Genomic DNA, 16988 nt, shown 5'->3' with positions numbered 1-16988 from the left:
ATTAAGAGCTACATGCCCGAATAAGAATGGGCCGTTTTTTTACGGACTATTGCCGCTTTGATTTCCATCTCATTCTGTTACCGGTTTTACTCCGGTTTCCCCCGCGGCGGCTATTCCAGCACTACAGCCGCACCTCAGTGTGTTCTCGAGCATAAATAGACGGTCGTTGCCCCACCACATTTGATCGCCCAAAAACATCGTTGGTACACCGAATACTTTACGTTCGATGGCGGCCTGGGTATGCTCATCATACGCATTTGTTGCAGCGTCGCTGCTGAGAAACTCCTCGAAAGCAGCGCGATCCCACCCTAGAGTCCCGCACACTAGGGCAAGCAGGCTTTCCGAGTCCAGAGCTATACCTTCCCCCCAAACTGCATTGAATACTGTATTCACGTAAGCAGCAGTCTGCGTTTCGGCACCCGAGTAATAGAGCCCAGCATTCATCCGTTGGCTATTGTAATTGGCAGGAAATAAAAACGGTAATCCGTACAGCTCGGCCCAGCGTTTTAAATCCACCATCAAATAGGCAAGTTTGACTTTCAGATCGCGATTGGAGGGGCCTACGTTTCCGATGGCGATTTTGGCTCGCGCCAAATCAATCGAGTGATAGCGAATGGAAAAGCTATAATCGTGGGCTAGCTTCGACAAGCGATGGTTAGCCAAGTAAGAAAAAGGGCTCAAAAAGTCGAAATAGAAATCAACAATCACAATCAAACACTCCAAAAAACTAAGCCAACCAACAGTGGGTTGCCTCATCAAGGATGGCACCCATCGTCGGCTTGATATGCTGGCTTCATTCGGTATTCCTAAAGCCTGACTTCACACCCGAGTCTGCGAGACTAGCAGTCTTAGCTAAATTTGCCGAACTGGCGACGCCTACTAGTAGCGCAAGAAATATGATTAATCTAATATATTTCAAATCGTTCAGCGTCTTTTCCAGCATTTCGCCAGACCAATCGAGTTGGACTACTTCAATTCCTTGCTGTATTTAGCATGCAGTGCGGCCCAAGCTTTGCCTGACTTAAGGGCGCCAGCAATATAGTCTTCTGGGACGATGTTATAGGGCGGACGGCATGGTCCAGCTGTGAGCCAGCCAGCTGCATCCATGCGTGCTTTTTCAAGTCCGATGTTGTATTTCGAGAACTCCGAAAAGTCGCCACGCGGAAACAATGTCGAATCGGCTGCGCGCATGTCATCGGAGATGGCTTTGGCCTTGATCCAGTCACCGCTGCTCTTGGCCTGATCCACTGCATCACGCAACATGATGGCGGTAGCCGGGCCGCACATGGAGCCGCTTGACCAGAACGCGGTAATGCGCTCAGGATTGATGCGTGCGGCCGCGTAATAGTCATCCTCGTGTGGAAGGAAGCGGATGTTGGGTGCCAATTTCAGGTCCAAGTCAAGCATTCCGATGCCTAGATATTTGGCAGTTACTACCTGCGGAATTTTGGACATTTCTGCCCAGAAGGGGCGAGGGAAGTCGAACTTGAAGGCTTCAGGGTTAGCGTAAATCGCAATGGCAGCCTCCGGTACCGCCTCTGCAACATCACGATAGAACTGGACCGCTGTGGGCAGGTCCATCTTCACCCACATTGGGACACCGAGCATGGTACCGCTGGCGCCCATATCCATAAACTCACGAGTTTGGCGGATGACTTCGCGGGTATTCAAGGCCGTGGTGCCGCAGAAATAAGGCACGCGACCACGAATGGTTTCGACAATCGTCGAAACATAGTCACGTTTTTCCTCCCAGGTCAACGTAGCGCACTCGCCAAAAGTGCCCATACTTAAAATTCCGTTGACACCAGCCGCAATCAGTTCTTCAACTATGCGAGCAGTCTCGTTTAAGTCAACTGTGTTAGTGCTGCGCCAGTTAGAAGCATCCGGAGTAGCCGGCGTTGGCATAATAGCCCAGACACCATGGATATCCTCGGCAGTAAGACGCGCTGGTTTCATAGTTTTATTCGACATGGAGACACTCTTGGTTAGGTAAAAAAGCTGGAACTAGGTTAGTCAGAATCGTTGTCCAATCGCGACCGACTCCAAATTACGGATCTAGAGTTACCGTAGCTGTAGCCTCTTGGAGCCCAATCACCTTTATACGTTCGGTTTAAGGAACAGCTTCCGGATATCAATACTAACGAGCCAGTCGCTCGTTAAGTCAACATGAACTTGCAGTGCTGGGCCCCATGCATGATCTGCATCGAACGACTGAGACTAGCATCCTCATTCGCCACGATCCTTGCATAATCTATTACAGCCCCGATGTGAGGGTGAACCGGAGCAAAATCGGGAAAATTAATACTGCAGGAGCATAAGTAATTTTCCCCAACGCATATCTGGAAGAGAGCCTGCGCCTGTAACTTTGGTTGTAGTTTTAACTCAATTTTACATCCAAGCCGTAGCCAGTGGTCTCGATACCATGGCCAAAGATGTCTCCAACGTAGTACTCCGCTTCGTCTATGGCCTTGGCACCTCGCCAGCCGGGCTCAATGAGCCAACCCGAAGGCGTTGCACCATAGAACGTCAATGCCTTGTCGTTGGCATGAATGCCAAGTTGCAAGGCAATGTCAATGTCGTTCTTTACAAACTGTTGATGGGTGTATCCCAGATCCTCTATGTCGGTGTACTCAAGCATCACATGATTGAGCCTCTTTTCAGCGGGCATGGCACCAAACCCAATGGAGTGGTCCCGACCATTGCAATGCATGAACGTTAGTTCGCCAGTCCTGCCGTTGGGCAGCGGGATCCGGTATTCGACGTCCCCACGCAAGCCCAGAAGACTATAGAACTTGTGGGCAGCTTCGACATCGGTCTGGCGAACGATGCAATGACCCAGGCCTTGGTCACCAGTCACAAACTTGCCGTGCAGGGGGCGGCCGGGATGGAACGGGTTGTTCATGTCGATCCGGGGGCCCCAGAATATCTCGGTCGGGTTGCCGCCTGGATCTACTGTCTTCATCAGGCCCAACACCATTCGTTCCTGAGCCTCGGCTTTATCGCAGACGCGAACATCGTAACCGGCGTCAATGAGTTTTTGACCGAGAGCCTCGAACTCCGGTTTTCCGGACACACGCCAGCCCAGGTATTCCAGGTCGTCCTGGCCGTTATGATGGACCACGATTCGATGATGCCAGTAATCCATACGTAGATAGAAACGGTCCTTCTCACCTTCATCAAGAACTTGCAGGCCCAGCATATTCGTGGCGAATGATTTCCACGCATCAGGATCCTTGACCGAGATGCCCATGTATCCGAGTTCAATAACTGCAGGTTGCTTACTCATAGTTTGATTCCATGGAGTTAGTGCTTATTAGAAGGGATACTGCTGCTCGAAAGGCTCGATGGTCAGCCACTTGAGCTCTGTGAACTCATCGATCACAGCACGGCCGTCGAAGCGCCCGTAGCCAGTGTTCTTAGTGCCTCCGTATGGAGCCTGCGCCTCGCTTTGGACAGTCGATCCGTTAATGTGCACTGAACCATATTCGATGGACATGCCCACGCGCAAAGCACGGTTGATGTCGCGGCCAAATACGCCCGACGACAGGCCATAGGCGCTGTCGTTGGCAATGCGAATGGCCTCTGCTTCGCCGTTGCAACGGATCACCACAGTGATGGGACCGAAGGTCTCCTCATCGTAGATCCGCATGTTGGATTTGACGTGATCCAGGATCGTGGCCGGCATGACCGCACCTTGGGCCATGCCGCCGCAGGCAACTGTGGCTCCTTTGTCGATCGCGTCCTTGAACAAACCATTGATCCGCTCGCCTGAATTTGGCGAGACCATTGGGCCGATGATGCAGTCGCCAGTTACGCATGGGTCGCCCGCGCTCAAACGCTTGGCCTTTTCGGCAAACTTGGCGACAAATTCGTCGGCGATCTTCTCATCAACCACCAAGCGCTCAGTGGACATGCAGATCTGACCTTGGAACAGGAAGCTACCGAACACCGCTGCCTTGACAGCTGCGTCGATGTCCGCGTCATCCAGAACAATAAGTGGGGACTTGCCACCGAGCTCCAGCAGGCAGCGCTTGAGGTGTTGCGCGGCCTTCTGCGCGATAATACTGCCCACGCGGGTGGAGCCCGTGAAGTTGATGCGTCGGATCTCCTTGGCTGAGATCAGTGCGTCGGCGATCTCGGGCGAACGGTCAGGCGAAGAGTTGAGATAGTTGAGCACGCCAGCAGGCAGCCCGGCTTCCTGCACGCACTGGGTGATCAGGGCATGCGTCGCGGGACTAAACTCAGAACCTTTGAATACCACCGCGTTGCCGCAGACCAGCGGATAAGCGATGGCTCGTGCCGCCAGCACTGCGGTGCCGTTCCACGGCACGATGCTCAGGATCGGACCGACCGGCTGACGTAGCGTCATTGAGAGCGTGTCAGACTTGTCTGTCGGAATAGTTTCCCCCTGAATTTGTGTAGCCAGCGATGCCGCTTCACGGAACACATTGGCTGACATCTGGACATTGAAGCCGGCCCAAAGAGCGGAGGCTCCCACCTCCTTGGCCATCACTTCGATAAACTCGGGTGTTTTACTTTCCATAACCTCAGCAACCCTCAGCAGAAGGCGGCGACGCTCCGAAGGGCCAACAGTCTTCCAGGTCTGGAAAGCCTCTTGGGCAGCTTGCGCGGCCTTTAACGCATCCCTCACCGTGGAGTTTGCACACTCCGTCATCACCTCACCACTGACGGGGTGCTTTCGCTCGAAGGTCTGTTGGTCACTGGAATTGACCCAGACATTGTTGATAAACAATTTTGTATTCATGCGGTTTTACCAGAAATTTAGTTATTATTTCAAGATAGGCGACAAACCTACTTGCGACCGAGCGCCATCCCTCCATCTATATTAATGACAGTCCCGGTAATGAATTTCCCTTGATCTCGCGACGCCAACAACAAATAGGGTGCCACTACGTCTTCGGCCTTGGCTGAAATTCCAAGAGGCGTTAGACCCTTGATCATGTCCTCGATACCGGGCATGTTTTCCATGTGAGTTTTGTCGAAGCCGGCGCTTGCGGGACCGCTCAGAGGCGTCACAGTGCCGCCCGGTGCTACGGCGTTGACGCGAATGTGGGGAGCCAATTCGTAAGCCAAAGCTTTCATCATGCCCAGGACCGCATGCTTGCTGGCGATGTAGCATGAACCACCAGCACCGACCGTATGGGACGACACTGAAGCGGTCATCACCACTGATCCGCTAGTCTTTTTCAGTTCCTGCAGGGCGGCCCTGATACCGCTGAAATAGCTCTTGACATTGATGTTGAATATCTCATCAAAACTGCTCGATATTTTCTCCCAAGGCTCTTCGATGCCAAGCATGTAATCCCAAATACCGGCATTTGCAATGAAACAATCGAGATGGCCGAATCTATCGGTTGTTTGCTTTATCAGCTTCTCATTTGTTGCGTGGTCCCGGACATCGCCCACGACGATCTCGAGTGCGTCCTTGAACTCATTGCAAAGGCTCGCCTTTTGCTCCTCGTTTTGTACGAGAGCGGATACGCAATAACCGGCGGACTTAAAGGATCGAACCAGTTCGAGACCAATTCCTGAGCCAGCACCGGTTATCGAAACGACTTGTTGATTGCTCATACACACAAATTTCCTTTTTAACAATGGGACCGCTTGTAGCAGTCACCATTTGTAAAGGCGATTATTGGGTCACATAAAGACCATCACATTGTGCGTCTGGAATGTGCGCTCTGGATAATCAATCAATCGTTGGACCAACTTACGCGCTCCATCTTCGCCGCGCTTCCATTTATCCTCCCGAGTGGCATAGAAGACATCGACTTGATTGCCGCGTCGTGCTCGGTGAACAATTAGGTTGGAGCGAATGTGAAGCAAATCTTCATTTTCGTCCATTGCAGCCTGGATATTTGTGATGAAACGAGTAAAGCGCACCTTTGGACTATTGCCCCAGTTTTGCGGATCCAGTTGATGCGCTACGCGAACTTCCAGTTGTTCATAATTCTCGTTGAAAATGTTCATGGTTTCATTGAGCTGGTAACGGCGCTCGGAAGCTGAGCGCAGTTCGCGTGAGATAATCTGATATTTCACCTCTGAGTCCACGCAGTGCTCTAACCAGGCGCGGTAAGCCTGAATGTCTAAAAGATGCGCTTCCCGGGTTAGCAACGTGGTAGCTTCTTGTTGCAAAGCCTCGTCGCCGGAATTTAAGAAACGAAGAAACTCTTCGGCATCGTGGGCGGAGACAAGCTTGTCTTCTTGAATATTAATCATCATGGTCCCTCTCGTCTGTTAGCGATCAGTAGTCTTTGTCAGTTCGGTATGCCAATTTTTAGAGGCATCCTCGAATTCAGCCCAGCTAGAGCTGCTGATGTGCGCGCCGTAAGCCCGATAGAAGCCACGATAACTGGTCTCGCCAATCGCCGATTTGCCGACGACGCCAGGATAAACCTCGTCGCCGTATACGTCCCCGCCGAAACCCAGGTTGGAAATCAGATCGCCATCCCTGGACTGATATTTCTTGGCGTTTTGCGATTCCGTTTCCATATTGTCATTGTCATCGCTTTCCCAGAAGCCAGCAGGCCCAAACGTTCTCTGAACCGCGTCGACCAAGCGGCGCTTGAGATCCTCGGGCATGTCTTTTTCGACCATGGCGTAGGTCCATACCTCAGTGGTATTTGCGTCGATCGGGTGCCATACCTTGAAGACACCCGAGCAGGTCAGAAAACTGTTGTTCGGGAAAACGGTGCCGTTGAGGTGGCTACGATAGATTCGTGCGCGAACCTCGCCAATTTCTTTGTTCAGCCGTTCCTGCTTAGCACCGCCGAAGGCCATCAATTCCGGAACCAGGTCTGCGCTGTGCACGCCTGAATATCCGTCCCACAACACACCCATGCCGCTGCCGTATTTGGAGGTCATTTGCAGACCTGCACCTTCTGGGGGCAAAGCTGCGTTGCCAGCTAACGACGAGAAGACCGACTGCCCTGTGCGAAGCGAAGACGCATGCGTCCAACCCACGTGGTACGCATCCCCCACAAAGTTTTCCGCGGGCGCTTTCCAGTTAGCCTTGATTATGACCTTTCCTGGAGGACCGATCAGTTCTAGCCCTCCGGAATGCTTAAACATAGGCTCCCAGTACCAGCCAGCGTCCCCCATGTAGTCTTTGAGAGAAGGGGCTTCCTCATCGAAGCAACCATAGATGAAGCCATGGAAGCTCTCTACACGAGCGACTTCTTTCAATCCCATACATTTCTTGTCGAGCGCCTCGCCATACAGTTCTTTTTCAAACGGGACGCTCTGCAGTTCACCGTTAGCGCCGAAGCCCCAGCCGTGATAGCTGCAAACGAAACCTTTAGCATTACCTGCTTCTGCGTGTACCAGCGTCTTGCCACGGTGACGACAAACGTTCAGGAAAGCACGAATCGAACCGTCGTTCTGCCTGGAGACGATAACCTCATCAACCCCCATTTTTGCCGTAACATAGTCGCCAGGGGACGGAATCAGGCTGTCATGAGTCAGGAAAAGCCAGTTCCGAGCAAAAATGGTTTCCAGTTCGCGCTGGAAAAGTTCTTCGTCGCCATGAATCAGGTGTTTTTGGGTCAGCCCAGATTCACTCACCAAGTTTTTATTTTTGTAATTCATATTTTCACCTCAAGAGATCGAATGGGGGGGATTACGCTCTAGGGTCCGGGGTGCCTCCTATTAAAATTCTCAGCTCAAATCAATCATCACACGCTGGCCCTCAATCTTCACCGGGTATGTTTTGATGTTCTGTGTCACAGGGGCGCACAAGGCCCTGCCTGTGCAAACATCAAATCTACCTTGATGCAAAGGACATTCAATTTCTCTGCCTTCTAGAAAGCCATCACTCATGCGGGCAGCACCATGTGTGCACAGGTTGTCGGTAGCGTAGATTTCGCCTTCCACTTCATACAGCGCTAGTTCCTTGCCTTCGACTGTCACGCCGAGGACGTCACCTTCAGGGATTTCATAAAGAGCGACTGCGTCAATCCATTTTTCTGTCATAAAGCTATCTTCAAATGGGGTAATGATGGAGTTAGAGATCATCCAGCTGTCCTAAATATTCAGACGCGGCTGTTGTTAGTGATGCTCATTTAAGTGTCTTCCTGATGAATTCTCGATGTACAGAGGTGCAGGGTCGGGGCAATTCAGACCCCGCTGGGATAGAAGGCGTCGGCATAAATATGCTCGGGCGATATTCCAAGATCTTTGGCGACGGTGCATAGAGCGTCAACCATCGCTGGTGCGCCGCACAGGTAGGCTCTCCACCCAGCCAGCGAGGGAATGTCTTTTTCAATCAAATCGGTAATTAGGCCGGCCCGCTGGCCCTCATTAATCGGGCCCGTCGCGATCACTGTATGGACAGTCAGTTGAGGGTGGATAGCCGCGAGTTGGTTCAATCGGTCTGCGTCGTAAAGGTCTTGCTGACTGCGCACCCCGAAATAAAGGTGGATGGGGTTCGTCATTCCCGACTTCAGCGCGCCGCGAACAATCGACAGCACCGGTGCGAGTCCGGTCCCGCCGCCCACACACAGCATCGGCCCGGTGTGAGCCTGACGCAGATAGGCCGTACCAAGAGGCCCACTCAACTTAATGCTTGTACCTTCGCGGACGTGCTCGAAAATATACTCCGTGACACGCCCGCCCGGCACTTTGCGGATATGGAACTCCATTTCTTGGTCATCTGGCAGACCAGCCATTGAATATGGACGCACATGTTCGGGACTGAACTGTAGCATCGCGTACTGTCCGGGTGAGAACTCGAAGGGCTTGGCGAGGCGAATGCGGATGCGGCGAATATCGTGAGTGGGCGACTCGACGGCGACAACCATGCCTTTGATGATTCGCGCCGGGTGAGTGACTATGTCGTCTGAGTCTATGATCTCAATTGCGCAATTGCTGGTGAGCACTGACTGACAGGCGAGTACATAATGCTCTTCGATGCGATTTGAGTCACCGCTTTTCGCCGCCGAACTAATGACGCTGCCATCTATAACTCGGCAGCGGCAAGTACCGCATCGTCCAGACATACAGCTGTAGGAAATACCCACACGGTGCTCACGGAGCACTTCCAAAAGGTTGGCACCGGAATCAAAAGGCAAGCGGCGATTGTTCGGTAGTACGAGAAGTTCCATAGATCTAGCTTCTTTATTTATATGTTTTATGGTTCCATGGTCATTGACTGTATTCTAATAGTCAATAAACCATAAATGAATATTAGTATCACTAATATGAATAATGTCCAGGCCATCCCTTACCGGCCCGTTGTTTGACTACACGACCCCGACCCGCAGCGGGGTCCATTCGCTTTCCTTCACCGCTGTGCTCACGGCCATGACGAGCTTGTCGAGATTGCTGGCAGTCACGCCCTCCAGTGCCGAGCGCCCCCGCAGCATCGAGCGCGGCTGCAGCAGTGCATGGTAGATCTGCCAAGGGTCCGCACCCCTGGTCAGCTTCAGGACGGACTGGATCAGCTCGTGCTTGAGTGGGTCGAGGTGCCAGTCCGGCACGCGCTGGCCGCGGTTGCCTACGTTCAACGCCAGCAAGTTGCCCGCCTTGATCTCGTAGCTGATCCACCTGCGGGACTTGCCCGCCATCTTGGCAAACGCCGCGACGGGAAGGTTGTGCGGCGCTTCGAAGACATCGAACAGTTCCATCCTCTCGCGCTGAATGTCCGAAGGCACCAGCGGCGCGGCTGATCGAGGGGGCGCAACCGCCGGCAGCCGATGTGCGGCGGCAGAAACCAACGGCATGGCGTCACCCGGCTTCGTCACCAGCAGGATTGGCGAAGCGCTAACCGGCGTGGAGGGTGCATTTGCGGTTTGCTCACTCTGGAATGCGGGCACGCCTTCCAGATGCACGGTGAGTGGCATGCTGGCCGCCTCGACCTGGTTCTGCTCGAAGAGGTCGAGCCGATCGGCCCAGTCCTGCATCATGCGGCGACGCTGCTCCACGTACTCGGCATGGTTGTAGGTCGCGCTGACCTTGTTGGGATCGACATGCGAGAGCTGTGCATCCACCCAGACCTTCGGGTAGCCGATCTCGTTGAGCGCAGTGGACATCGTGCCGCGGATACCGTGTCCGGTCAGGCGTTCCTGATAGCCCATGCGTTTGAGCGCACCATTGAGCGTGTTCTCGCTGATGCGCTTCTTCAGGTCGCCGTCGTGCCGGAACAGGTAGCGCTGGGCCGGCTTGAACTCATCGAGCAGGTGCCGGACGATCTCCATGGCCTGAATCGACAGCGGCACGATGTAGGGCGGGATGTCCTTCGGCTGCTGCCGCTTCTTGCGCATATCCACCTGGAGTTGCTTCACGACGTCGGGCGGGATGATCCACAGCCCTCGGTCCAGATCGAATTGATCCGGCATCGCCTGCCGCAGCTCTCCGGTTCGCACGCCGGTCAGCAGCAATAGCCGCAGCCCGAGCTGGGTCTGCCGCCGGCCGCGATAGCTGCGCAGCCGCTGCAACAGCCTTGGCAGCTCGGCCATGCGCAGGAACGGGTTGTGGTTGACGGGTGGCAGCGGCAGCGCCACCACATCGAGATCGAAGGCGGGGTTCTGCTCCAGGCCCGGCACGATCACCAGCGCGTAGCGGAACAGTTGGTTGAACCACGTCCTGACTTTCTCGGCGACGGAGAGCGCCCTGCGCTTCTCGATCCTGGCGATCACCTCCAGGAGGTCGGGCCGCTTGATCTCATAGATCGACTGCTTGCCCAAGGTCGGCAGCACATCCTTGTCGAAGATGCGCGGAAGGATCGAGAGAGTCGTCTGCCGGCCTTCCTTGAGGCTGAGCCCGCGATGCTTGAGCCACTTGCGATACACCGCCTCGAAGGTGTTTTCGTCGGCGAGCCGGACAGCGGTGCGCTTCTGCTTGCGGTGAACGCGAGGATTGGTGCCTTTGGCCAGCAGGGCGCGCGCTTCGTCGCGCAGGCTGCGGGCCTCGCGAAGCGTCACCTCCGGGTAGGTGCCGAGCGACATCCGCTTCTGCTTGCCCGCCCAGTAGTAGCGGAAGTGCCAAGTCCTGCCCCCTGCAGCCGTGACGGCCAGGGAGAGGCCATCCAAGTCAGGGAGGGTGTATGCCTTGCCAGTTGCCTTGGCCTGCCGAACGGCCAGGTCTGAGAGTGCCATGCTCTTGCTCCTGAACATGAGTCAGGAACCAGATGCTGGTCACGTCGACCTCGCCCCTCCATCAACAATCCGGAATCAGCCGCGCCCGCAAAAATGGACTTGTTTGTGGACTTAAAAGTCCCGGCTGTAGATGGATCGCAGTGGACCGCGGCAGAACGTCAAAGAGAGGAAAAGTCCTTGTGTGGCAACGACTTGCAGACTCTCTTGGACTTCTGCGGAAGTCCGCAGAATGATGCAGTGGAGCGGGCGAAGGGAATCGAACCCTCGTCATGAGCTTGGGAAGCTCAGGTAATGCCATTATACGACGCCCGCTCAGGGGTGCCTTTTTACCAGAAGGCTGGGGTGAAATGAAGCGCGGCAGCAGGTTTTTCTGGTGGGCGGCTATGGGCGGTCAGACTTGTGCGATCTCATCGCCCGTCAATGCTCGGTAGCAGCCGGGTGTCAGGCTGGCGTCCAGCCGCAGCGGACCCATGCTTTCGCGGTGCAGGGCGGTGACCCGGTTGTTGAAGCGCCCGAACATTCGCTTGACCTGATGGTAACGGCCTTCATGCAGGGTCAGGCGGGCGCGGCGTGGGCCGAGCAGCACCAGTTCGGCCGGTAGGGTGGTGAGATCTTCAAAACGAAAGTACAGACCCTGGGCGAAGGCCTCGATGCAGCCAGGATCGATCTCGTCTTCGGTTTCGACCAAGTAGACCTTGCCCTGCAGGCTAGTCGGCTGGGTCAGGCGGCGTGACCATTGCCCGTCGTTGGTCAGCAGCATCAGGCCGGTGGTGTTGAAGTCGAGTCGGCCTGCGATGTGCAGGTCATCCTTGTTTGGCTCATCGATCAGGTCGAGCACGGTACGGTGCGCGGCATCACGAGTGGCGCTGACGCAGCCGGCCGGTTTGTGCAGCATTAGGTAGCGGGCGGCCTTGCCTGGCTGCAGGACCTGCCCATCAAGCTCCACGCAGTCGAATATGCGCACCTCCCGGTCCATCGCCCGGGTGATCTCGCCGTTTATCCGTGCGAGGCCGTCGCTCACCAGACGGCGGACGTCCTGTCGGCTGAGCTGCGCGCGGCTGCCGAGGTAACGATCGAGGCGCATCAGGGTCTTTCTGCGGATTCACTGCGGGCGCAGCGGGGACAGATGCAGGCCTGGTTTCTGACGGCGGCGGGAATGCCGTCGAGCGTGTCCTGGGGAATGGTGGCGGTCATGCACCAGCATGGATGGTCCGCGCCAGTGTCGCACTCGGCGCACTGGTTGGGCTGGCCGCAGAGCGGGCAGCGGGAAGGATCTACAGGCTCGCTCATGGCGTTTCCGTTTAAACGACGAGCTTCGCGTGCCGGTCAAGGGCGGCACGCGAAGCGCGGATCACATGACGCGCTGGCCGGGCTTGGCGCCGCTGTCCGGGCTGAGCAGGTAAATCTCGCTGCCGCCAGGGCCTGCCGCCAGCACCATACCCTCTGACATGCCGAACTTCATCTTGCGCGGCGCCAGGTTGGCGACGTACAGGGTCAGCCGGCCTTCCAGCTTGCTCGGGTCGGGGTATGCGCTCTTGATGCCGGAGAACACGTTGCGCTTGGCATCGCCGATGTCCAGGGTCAGGCGCAGCAGCTTGTCGGCACCTTCGACGAACTCGCACTTTTCGATCAGGGCGATGCGCAGGTCTACCGCAGCGAAGGCGTCGAAGTTGATCTCGGCGGCCAGCGGCGCCTTGACCAGCTCACCATTGCCCGCGGGTGCAGCAGTTTCGCTGGCGGCCAGGTCCTCCTTGGAGGCTTCGATCATCGCTTCGATCTTCGCCGGCTCGATGCGGGTCATCAGCGGGGTGAAGGTGTTGAGCTGGTGGTTGGTTAGCAGTGTGGTGTGGTCGTCCCAGCTCAGCGGCACTACGTTGAGGAACTGCTCGGCAGCGGCGGCCAGGTTCGGCAGCACCGGCTTGAGGAAGATCACTAGCTGGCGGAACAGGTTGACGCCCAATGCGCAGATTTCCTGTACCTCGGCCTGCTTGCCCTCGACCTTGTTCAGTGCCCAGGGCGCCTTGTCGGCGATCCAGGCATTGGCGCGGTCGGCCAGATGCATGATCTCGCGCATGGCTCGGGCGAAGTCGCGCGCTTCGTAGGCCTCAGCGATGCCCGGCGCGGCGGCCTGGAAGGCTGCCCAGAGTTCCGGCTCGGAATTGGCGTCGACCATCACGCCGCCATTGCCCTTGTGGATGAAGCCGGCGCAGCGGCTGGCGATGTTGACCACCTTGCCGACCAGGTCGGAGTTGACCTTCTGCACGAAGTCGTCGAGGTTCAGATCGAGGTCGTCGACACCACGGCCGAGCTTGGACGCATAGTAGTAGCGCAGGTATTCGGGATTGAGATGATCGAGGTAGGTGCGCGCCTTGATGAAGGTGCCGCGCGACTTGGACATCTTCTGCCCGTTCACCGTCAGGTAGCCGTGCACGTTGACCGCGGTCGGCTTGCGGAAGCCCGCGCCGTCCAGCATGGCTGGCCAGAACAGGGTGTGGAAGTTGATGATGTCCTTGCCTATGAAGTGGTACAGCTCGGCGCTCGAGTCCTTGCTCCAGAAGGCGTCAAAAGAAAGCTCCGGACGACGCTTGCAGAGATTCCGGAAGCTCGCCATGTAGCCGATCGGCGCGTCCAGCCAGACATAGAAGTACTTGCCCGGCTCGCCGGGGATCTCGAAGCCGAAATAGGGGGCGTCGCGGGAGATGTCCCATTCCTGCAGGCCACCATCGAGCCACTCGGCGATCTTGTTGGCCACCGACTCTTGCAGCGCGCCGCCGCGGGTCCATTCCTTGAGCATCGCCTCGAAGTCGGGCAGCTTGAAGAAGAAGTGCTTGGAGTCCTTGAGCACCGGGGTGGCGCCGGAGATCGCCGAGCGCGGGTCTTTCAGCTCGGTGGGCTCGTAGGTGGCGCCGCATTTCTCGCAGTTGTCGCCGTACTGGTCCTCGGCACCGCATTTGGGGCAGGTGCCCTTGATGAAGCGGTCGGCGAGGAACATGCCCTTCTCGGGATCGAAGTACTGGGTCACGGAGCGGGTGGCGATGTGCCCGGCGTCGCGCAGACGGGTGTAGATCAGCTCGGCCAGCTCGCGGTTCTCTTCCGAGTGGGTGCTGTAGAAGTTGTCGAAGTCGACGAGGAAGTCGGCAAAGTCACCACTGTGTTCGGCCTGCACGTTGGCGATCAGCTGTTCGGGGGTGATGCCTTCCTTCTCGGCGCGTAGCATGATCGCCGAACCATGAGCGTCGTCGGCGCAGACATAGATGCACTGGTTGCCGCGCAGCTTCTGGAAACGCACCCACATGTCGGTCTGGATGTACTCGAGCATGTGGCCGAGGTGGATCGAACCGTTGGCGTAGGGCAGGGCGCTGGTAACGAGGATCTGGCGGGCTTCGGACATGGGGACTCGGCAGTCGGAATTACGAAAGAAAGTTTGCAACTATATAGCTCTGCCACGGTTTTTTCACCCGCGTGGCCAAGGTAGGCTCGTAGTCCCGGTCGTCGGTGGGCTCGGAACTACAGGGCAGGGTAAGATGCCTGTCTGATTTGCTCGGTCTTTCCAGGAGTACCCATGTCCGTCACCCGCGAAGCTGTGGAAACCGTACTGCGCCAGTACACCGACCCCCATCTGAATCAGGACCCGGTGAGTGCCGGCTGTGTGCGTTCGATCGACATCCAGGGCGACCGGGTCAGCGTGCAGCTGGAGCTGGGCTACGCCGCCGGACTGTTTCGCAGCGGCTGGGCGCAGATGCTGGCGATGGCCATCGAAGGGCTGGACGGCGTCAGCCGGGCCGATGTGCAGGTGGACTGCGTGATCCGTGCGCACAAGGCGCAGGATCAGGTGCCGGCACTGGCCAATGTGAAAAACATCATCGCGGTGGCGTCCGGCAAGGGTGGCGTCGGCAAGTCCACCACGGCGGCCAATCTGGCGCTGGCGCTGGCTCGTGAGGGTGCGAGGGTTGGGGTGCTGGACGCCGATATCTACGGGCCGAGCCAGGGCATCATGTTCGGCATTGCCGAGGGCAGCCGGCCGCAGATACGCGATGGCAAGGCATTCATTCCGCTGCAGGCCCATGGCGTGCAGATCATGTCGATGGCTTTCCTCGCCGACGACAAGACGCCGATGGTCTGGCGCGGGCCGATGGTCTCGGGCGCGCTGCTGCAGCTGATCACCCAGACCGAGTGGAACGACCTCGATTATCTGGTGGTGGATATGCCACCAGGCACCGGCGATATCCAGCTGACGCTGGCACAGAAGGTCCCGGTGACCGGTGCGGTGATCGTGACCACGCCGCAGGATCTGGCGCTGCTGGATGCGAAGAAGGGCGTGGAGATGTTCCGCAAGGTCAATATCCCGGTGCTCGGCGTGGTGGAGAACATGGCCATTCACATCTGCTCCAATTGCGGCCATGCCGAGCATCTGTTCGGCGAAGGTGGCGGCGAGAAGCTGGCCGCGCAGTACAACGTGGATCTGCTGGCCTCGCTGCCGCTGTCGATGGCGATCCGCAGTCAGGCGGATGCGGGCAAACCGACCGTGATTGCCGATCCGGACAGCCAGATCGCGATGATCTATCAGGAGGTTGCCCGCACCGTCGGTGCCCGTATCGCCCAGAGTGGCCAGATCATCGCGCAGTCGATGCCGAAGATTGTGGTATCGGAGGACTGATCCGGTAGTTTGCAGGCGGCGCCAGCTGTCGCCCGCCTGCAGCCTGGGCGAAATCGCAGGCATAAAAAAGCCCCGCCGAAGCGGGGCTTTTCAGAGAAGCCTCAGGTTAGATAACCTGAACTTCCTCAGCTTGCATGCCTTTCTGGCCGCGGGTAGCGACGAAGGAGACTTGCTGGCCTTCTTTCAGGCTCTTGAAGCCGTCACCCTGAATGGCACGGAAGTGTACGAAGAGGTCGTCACCGGATTGCGGAGTGATGAAGCCGAAGCCTTTCTCATCGTTGAACCACTTAACGGTACCGGTTTGGCGATTGGACATTTGATGTCTCCTTGAACCAAGTTTTGAAGAATAAAGTGCGGGCTAAAAGGCCCGAACATCACTGTGTGCAAGGAGATAGGAGTCGTATCGATATTTGGATCGAAATCTAAACATGTAGCGATTCACGGTGACACATGCAGCAGCAGCCCAGTAACAATACCGTTTTTCTGGAGCAAAGCGAGCTTTATTTTGGATTTCTTCGCCGAGTGGCTGCTGCTGGCTGTGACAGCCGTTGCGGCGCGCCAGTAGCCAGGCTTTGAACACCCGCGCCAGGCTCGGTAAGATGCGCCTCTTCGCAGGCCCATTAACCTATTCAGGACGCCAGCCATGAGCATCAAATCGGACAAGTGGATTCGCCGCATGGCCCAGGAGCACGGCATGATCGAGCCCTACGTCGAGCGCCAGGTGCGCACTGAGGGCAATGACCGGCTGATTTCCTACGGCGTCTCCAGCTACGGTTACGACGTGCGCTGCGCCGACGAATTCAAGGTCTTCACCAACATCAATTCGGCGACGGTGGACCCGAAGAACTTCGACGAAAAGAGCTTTGTCGACATCAAGAGCGATGTCTGCATCATCCCGCCGAACTCCTTCGCTCTGGCCCGCACCGTCGAGTACTTCCGCATTCCGCGCAACGTGCTGACCATCTGCTTGGGCAAGAGCACCTATGCGCGCTGCGGCATCATCGTCAACGTCACGCCGCTCGAGCCGGAGTGGGAAGGGCATGTGACCCTGGAGTTTTCCAACACCACCACGCTGCCTGCCAAGATCTACGCCAATGAAGGCGTGGCGCAGATGCTGTTCCTCGAATCGGACGAAGAGTGTGAAGTCTCGTATCGGGACCGTGGCGGCAAGTACCAGGGCCAGCGCGGAGTGACGCTACCCAAGGCATGACGCCGTA

16 protein-coding genes and 1 tRNA gene are annotated in these 16988 nt (G+C 56.7%); 2 read left to right on the top strand and 15 right to left on the bottom strand.

Annotated features, from left to right (window positions below; genetic code table 11):
- Positions 1-69: 69 nt before the first annotated feature.
- From ACX1DW_RS10455 to metG, 14 genes are all read right to left on the bottom strand, one after another.
- On the bottom strand, positions 70-708 hold the full coding sequence (locus tag ACX1DW_RS10455) for a 2-hydroxychromene-2-carboxylate isomerase (protein ID WP_009399909.1): 639 nt from the start codon (positions 706-708) through the stop codon (positions 70-72).
- Between the two features lie 258 nt (positions 709-966).
- On the bottom strand, positions 967-1971 hold the full coding sequence (locus ACX1DW_RS10450; RefSeq protein WP_014819633.1) for a dihydrodipicolinate synthase family protein: 1005 nt from the start codon (positions 1969-1971) through the stop codon (positions 967-969).
- Between the two features lie 406 nt (positions 1972-2377).
- Positions 2378-3286 (bottom strand): 1,2-dihydroxynaphthalene dioxygenase, encoded by a 909-nt coding sequence (gene nahC / locus ACX1DW_RS10445; protein ID WP_458993337.1) that lies wholly within the window; start codon positions 3284-3286, stop codon positions 2378-2380.
- A gap of 27 nt (positions 3287-3313) precedes the next feature.
- Positions 3314-4765 carry an aldehyde dehydrogenase gene (locus tag ACX1DW_RS10440; protein WP_458993336.1) on the bottom strand — a complete coding sequence of 484 codons (1452 nt, stop codon included), beginning with the start codon at positions 4763-4765 and terminating at the stop codon, positions 3314-3316.
- A 47-nt stretch (positions 4766-4812) separates the two neighbouring features.
- Complete coding sequence (hcaB, locus tag ACX1DW_RS10435) at positions 4813-5592, bottom strand: 3-(cis-5,6-dihydroxycyclohexa-1,3-dien-1-yl)propanoate dehydrogenase (RefSeq protein ID WP_458993335.1); 780 nt, start codon at positions 5590-5592, stop codon at positions 4813-4815.
- Positions 5593-5661: 69 nt separating this feature from the next.
- Complete coding sequence (locus tag ACX1DW_RS10430) at positions 5662-6243, bottom strand: aromatic-ring-hydroxylating dioxygenase subunit beta (protein WP_267937300.1); 582 nt, start codon at positions 6241-6243, stop codon at positions 5662-5664.
- A gap of 15 nt (positions 6244-6258) precedes the next feature.
- Positions 6259-7608, bottom strand: coding sequence for a naphthalene 1,2-dioxygenase system large oxygenase NdoB (gene ndoB / locus ACX1DW_RS10425; RefSeq protein ID WP_312538089.1), 1350 nt, complete (start codon positions 7606-7608; stop codon positions 6259-6261).
- Positions 7609-7677: 69 nt separating this feature from the next.
- Positions 7678-7992, bottom strand: a complete 315-nt coding sequence (ndoA, locus tag ACX1DW_RS10420; RefSeq protein ID WP_009399901.1) for a naphthalene 1,2-dioxygenase system ferredoxin NdoA — start codon at positions 7990-7992, stop codon at positions 7678-7680.
- A 143-nt stretch (positions 7993-8135) separates the two neighbouring features.
- Entirely contained in the window at positions 8136-9122 is a 987-nt protein-coding gene (locus ACX1DW_RS10415) for a 2Fe-2S iron-sulfur cluster-binding protein (RefSeq protein ID WP_009399900.1), read from the bottom strand.
- Between the two features lie 138 nt (positions 9123-9260).
- Positions 9261-11114, bottom strand: a complete 1854-nt coding sequence (locus tag ACX1DW_RS10410) for a tyrosine-type recombinase/integrase (protein ID WP_458993403.1) — start codon at positions 11112-11114, stop codon at positions 9261-9263.
- 238 nt (positions 11115-11352) lie between these two features.
- A tRNA-Gly gene (locus ACX1DW_RS10405) sits at positions 11353-11426 on the bottom strand.
- A gap of 79 nt (positions 11427-11505) precedes the next feature.
- Positions 11506-12198 carry a pseudouridine synthase gene (locus ACX1DW_RS10400; RefSeq protein WP_200599991.1) on the bottom strand — a complete coding sequence of 231 codons (693 nt, stop codon included), beginning with the start codon at positions 12196-12198 and terminating at the stop codon, positions 11506-11508.
- Positions 12198-12404, bottom strand: a complete 207-nt coding sequence (locus ACX1DW_RS10395; protein WP_200599989.1) for a cysteine-rich CWC family protein — start codon at positions 12402-12404, stop codon at positions 12198-12200. The genes ACX1DW_RS10400 and ACX1DW_RS10395 overlap by 1 nt, the downstream gene beginning before the upstream one ends.
- A gap of 61 nt (positions 12405-12465) precedes the next feature.
- Positions 12466-14505, bottom strand: coding sequence for a methionine--tRNA ligase (gene metG / locus ACX1DW_RS10390; protein ID WP_458993334.1), 2040 nt, complete (start codon positions 14503-14505; stop codon positions 12466-12468).
- A 171-nt stretch (positions 14506-14676) separates the two neighbouring features.
- On the opposite strand from metG, the gene apbC reads away from it, so the two are divergent.
- Positions 14677-15771 (top strand): iron-sulfur cluster carrier protein ApbC, encoded by a 1095-nt coding sequence (apbC, locus tag ACX1DW_RS10385; RefSeq protein WP_200599980.1) that lies wholly within the window; start codon positions 14677-14679, stop codon positions 15769-15771.
- Positions 15772-15877: 106 nt separating this feature from the next.
- Here apbC and ACX1DW_RS10380 read toward each other — a convergent pair whose 3' ends face one another.
- Positions 15878-16087: a cold-shock protein gene (locus ACX1DW_RS10380; RefSeq protein WP_003282211.1), complete on the bottom strand. Its 210-nt coding sequence runs from the start codon at positions 16085-16087 to the stop codon at positions 15878-15880.
- 327 nt (positions 16088-16414) lie between these two features.
- Here ACX1DW_RS10380 and dcd point away from each other — a divergent pair, with 327 nt between their 5' ends.
- The gene (dcd, locus tag ACX1DW_RS10375) at positions 16415-16981 is read left to right on the top strand and encodes a dCTP deaminase (protein WP_063541187.1); all 567 of its coding nucleotides are present in this window, start codon (positions 16415-16417) and stop codon (positions 16979-16981) included.
- Positions 16982-16988 lie beyond the last annotated feature (7 nt).

Source organism: Stutzerimonas sp. KH-1, assembly GCF_054483855.1.
This window is presented reverse-complemented; position numbering and strand designations above follow the sequence as displayed.